4 protein-coding genes and 1 pseudogene are annotated in these 4,139 nt (G+C 64.7%); all 5 read right to left on the reverse strand.

Annotation, left to right across the window (positions count from 1 at the left end):
- A pseudogene (locus tag ACRDUX_RS21290) lies at positions 1-195 on the reverse strand (aspartate aminotransferase family protein); the annotation flags it as partial.
- Between the two features lie 19 nt (positions 196-214).
- Positions 215-1,708: a CoA-acylating methylmalonate-semialdehyde dehydrogenase gene (locus ACRDUX_RS21295; protein ID WP_526416217.1), complete on the reverse strand. Its 1,494-nt coding sequence runs from the start codon at positions 1,706-1,708 to the stop codon at positions 215-217.
- Positions 1,709-1,716: 8 nt separating this feature from the next.
- Entirely contained in the window at positions 1,717-2,592 is an 876-nt protein-coding gene (locus tag ACRDUX_RS21300; RefSeq protein ID WP_526416219.1) for a sugar phosphate isomerase/epimerase family protein, read from the reverse strand.
- Positions 2,593-2,596: 4 nt separating this feature from the next.
- Positions 2,597-3,616, reverse strand: a complete 1,020-nt coding sequence (locus tag ACRDUX_RS21305; RefSeq protein WP_526416221.1) for a Gfo/Idh/MocA family protein — start codon at positions 3,614-3,616, stop codon at positions 2,597-2,599.
- Positions 3,617-3,645: 29 nt separating this feature from the next.
- The coding region (locus ACRDUX_RS21310; protein WP_526416223.1) for a sugar phosphate isomerase/epimerase family protein at positions 3,646-4,139 on the reverse strand (494 nt) is incomplete at its 5' end.

Here is a 4,139-nt window from a genome sequence, read left to right on the forward strand (position 1 = left end):
CAACTTGTTGCCCTCGCCATCCCACACGTAGGAGCCCTCAGCCGCCACGATCGTCATCGGCGTGATCTGCCCCTGCGCCGACCACGAATGAAACACATGCGCACGATCCAACTCATACGCCCGCTTGCCTTCAGCGATGGCAGCGTCGAGAACCTGCCCGTTGGGCAGTCGTGCGACGTCGGTGAAGCTGCTCATGATCGAATGCCTATCTGTGCTATTGGTTTTGGGGGAAGCCGAGGTTGATGCCGCCGTGGTTGGGGTCGAGCCAGCGGGTGGTGATGGCTTTTCCGCGGGTGTAGAAGTGGACGCCTTCGAGGCCGTGGGCGTGGGTGTCGCCGAAGAGGGAGTTCTTCCAGCCGCCGAAGCTGTAGTAGGCCATGGGGACGGGGATGGGGACGTTGATGCCGATCATGCCGACTTCGACTTCGTTTTGGAAGCGGCGGGCGGCGCCGCCGTCGTTGGTGAAGATGGCAGTGCCGTTGCCGTAGGGGTTGTTGTTGATGAGTTGCAGTGCTTGGTCGTAGGTGTCGACGCGTAGGACGCAGAGGACGGGTCCGAAGATTTCGTCGGTGTAGATGCTCATGTTGGGGGTGACGTGGTCGATGAGGGTGGGGCCGAGCCAGAATCCGTCGGCGCCGCCGTTGGGGGTGACGGTGCGGCCGTCGACGACGATTTTGGCGCCGTCGGCTTCGCCGGCGTCGATGTAGGAGGCGACTTTGTCGCGGTGGGCTTTGGTGACGAGGGGTCCCATGTCGGAGTTCTTGGTGCCGTCGCCGATCTTGAGGCTGGTGGTGCGTTCGGTGATCTTGGCGATGAGGTCATCGGCGATGGGTCCGACGGCGACGCAGGCGGAGATGGCCATGCAGCGTTCTCCGGCGGAGCCGAAGCCGGCGTTGACCATGGCGTCGGCGGCGAGGTCGAGGTCGGCGTCGGGCAGGATGACGGCGTGGTTCTTGGCTCCGCCGAGTGCTTGGACGCGTTTGCCGGTGGCGGTGGCGGTGGCGTAGACGTATTGGGCGATGGGGGTGGAGCCGACGAAGCTGATCGATTTGATGGTGGGGTTGGTGAGGAGTTCGTCGACGACGGTTTTGTCGCCTTGGAGGACGTTGAACACTCCGGGGGGTAGGCCGGCTTCGGCCCAGAGTCGGGCGAGCCAGAGTGAGGCGGTGGGGTCTTTTTCGGAGGGTTTGAGGACGACGGTGTTGCCGGCGGCGATGGCGATGGGGAAGAACCACATGGGGACCATGGCGGGGAAGTTGAAGGGGGAGATGATGGCGACGGGTCCGAGGGGTTGGCGGATGGAGTGGACGTCGACTTTGGTGGAGGCGTTTTCGGTGTAGCCGCCCTTCAATAGGTGGGGGATGCCGCAGGCGAATTCGACGACTTCTTGGCCGCGGGATACTTCGCCGAGGGCGTCGGAGACGACTTTGCCGTGTTCGCTGGTGATGATTTCGGCGAGTTCGCCTTTGCGGGCGTTGAGTAGTTCGCGGAAGGTGAACAGGATTTGGGTGCGTTTGGCAAGGCTGGTGTCGCGCCAGGCGGGGAAGGCTGCGGCGGCGGCGTCGATCACCGCGCGGGCGTCGGCGACGCTGCCCAGGGCGAGTTTCCCGGTGACCTCACCGGTCGCCGGGTTGGTCACCGGCGCCGTGTTACCACTGGTACCCGCGAAGACCTCGTTGTTGAACCAATGGCCGATGGTGTTGGTCATGTCAGTTCTCAATTCTTGTATTTGGAGACGTAGTCGGTCATGGTGGCGAGTTGGTAGCGCGAGACCTCGTGCGCGTTCTCGTCCTCTGCGAATACCGACGACACCATCACGGTGTCGGAGCGGTCGTAGAACCCGATCTCGGCGAGCCCCGAGAAGAACTCGTCCCAGTCGACGTCACCGTCGCCGATCTTCAGGTGCTGGTGCACGCGGGCGGGATTGCCGGGCGGGTTGGTGATGTAGCGCAGCCCGTGACTGCGATGGTGATCCATGGTGTCGGCGACGTGCACCAGCCGTAGTCGATCACCAGCGGCGCGCATGAGTTCAGTCATGTTGCCGCCCATGTGAAATGCGTGGCAGGCGACGTACACCATGCCGAGGTTGGGGGAGTTGACGCCGCGGATGATGCGTACCGCTTCGAACCCGTCCTCGACGAAGTCGTCGGGGTGCGGATCGATGCGGACGTCGATGCCTTCGCGTTCGAAGATCGGCATCAGCTCCTCCATGGAGCGGAAGAACGCGCGCTCGGACTCCTCAGCCCGCTCCGGCCTACCGGAGAACTCGGTGTTGATGACGTTGACGCCGAGGTCGACGGTGATCTGGATGACGCGCTTCCAGTTTCGCACCGCGGCTTCGCGGGCGTCCTCATCGGGCCCCGACCACCGCAGCACCGGAAGGACCGATGCGATGCCGACGTTCGCGTGTGCGCACGCCTTGCGGAACTTCGCGACGAGGTCGTCGTCGGCGCGGGGGTGGTTGTAGAACGGGATGAAGTCACGGTGCGGGGTGAGCTGCAGATTCTCGTAGCCCAATTCAGCGACGACACGGGGGAACTCGAGCAATTCGTAGTCGTGGTGAAAGGGTGTCGGGTCGAGTGCGATCTTCACGGCCTCACGCCCCCGGGATGGAGTCGCGCGAAACCATCTTCACCTCGACGGGCAGGCCGCTGTTGAGTGACTGGACACCGGCTTCGCACACCGCCGACGCGGCGTAGCCGTCCCAGGCGCCGGGACCATCGACGTTGAGGCCGGAGCGGACTGCGTCCACCCAGCGTTGGAACTCGGTGTCGTAGGCCTGGCCGAAGCGCTCCCGGAAGCCGGGGGTGATCTGGCCGCCCCACGTGCCTGCCGCGGTCTTGCGGATCACGTTGACGTCCAGACCGATCATCGCGCTGCCCTTCTCGGCGACGACTTCGGTGCGCACCTCGTAGGCGACACCCGTCGTGACGAACAGCTCCACGTCGACGTGACGGCCCGAGGCCGTGCGCAGGATGGCGATCTGCGGGTCGGCACGGCCTTCTGGTGCACCAGGATTCGCGGACGGCTTGACGATCTGAATCGACACGATCTCCTCCTCGAAGAGGAACCGGGTGACGTCGACCTCGTGGACCAGCGAATCGCGGACCACCATGGCGCTGTCGAAGCTCGGCGGCACGGCGGGATTGCGGTGCGCGCAGTGCAACACCAGGGCACGGCCTAGTTCGCCGCTGTCCAGCAGCGCCTTGAGTTGGGCGTACTCGTGGTCGAAGCGGCGCATGAAGCCGACCTGGATCAAGCGCCTGTGGTGCTCGGCCTCGCGCTTGACCACCTCGAGGGACGTGTCGACGTCGGTCGTGAGCGGCTTCTCGCAGAGCACTGGCTTGTCGTGCTCGATGCACGCCAGCAGTTGCTTCTCGTGGGTGGGGCCCGGGGTGGCGAGCACGACGGCGTCCACGTCGGGATCGGCGATGGCATCGAGCGGATCGGATAGCGCCCGGCACCCGGGAATCTCCGCGGCGATCTTCTCCGCCTTCTCGGTGAGGTAGTCGTTGACCACCGTCACCTGCGCGCCGGAGATCCTGGTGCTCAGCCGGGCGACGTGGTCGGCACCCATGATGCCGACACCGAGAACGGCGATGCGTAGATCTGACATGTCTTCATCTCCTAATGAAACTCGGCCGACTAGCTGAAGCGAACAGAGGGAATGCCGCAGGAGCCCAGGTACTTCTGGGTGCGCTGGGCGATGGGCAGGGGCGCGTCGACGGCGCAGGGGTACATGTCCTGCTCGACGATGGCGAACACGTCGATACCGAGCTTGTCGATGGCGGCCAGCAGCGGCGGCATGTCCGGGATGCCCAGCGGCGGCTCGGTCATCGCGCCCAGTTTGACCGCCTCGCCGAACGGCAGGTCCTCAGCCTCGACCTTGGCCCGTACCACGGGGTCGACCTGCTTGAGGTGCAGGTAACCGATCCGATCGGGGGCGCGCTCGATGATCGCGATGTTGTCGCCACCGCAGTAGCTGATGTGCCCGGTGTCCAGACACAGGTTCACGAACTGTCCGTCGGTACCGTCGAGGAAGCGGTAGACGTTCTCCTCGGTGTCGACGTGGCTGTCGGCGTGCGGATGGTATTGCGCACGGACGCCGTACTTCTCGAACATCGCCTTGCCAAGCTCGT

This window comes from Mycobacterium sp., assembly GCF_050701675.1.
In the GTDB taxonomy this organism is placed as follows: domain Bacteria; phylum Actinomycetota; class Actinomycetes; order Mycobacteriales; family Mycobacteriaceae; genus Mycobacterium.

What these genes read in the sequence shown, in the direction of transcription:
- ACRDUX_RS21305 (WP_526416221.1), bottom strand. Translation starts at nt 3,616, where the DNA reads ATGTCAGATCTACGCATCGCCGTTCTCGGTGTCGGCATCATGGGTGCC.
- ACRDUX_RS21295 (WP_526416217.1), bottom strand. Translation starts at nt 1,708, where the DNA reads ATGACCAACACCATCGGCCATTGGTTCAACAACGAGGTCTTCGCGGGT.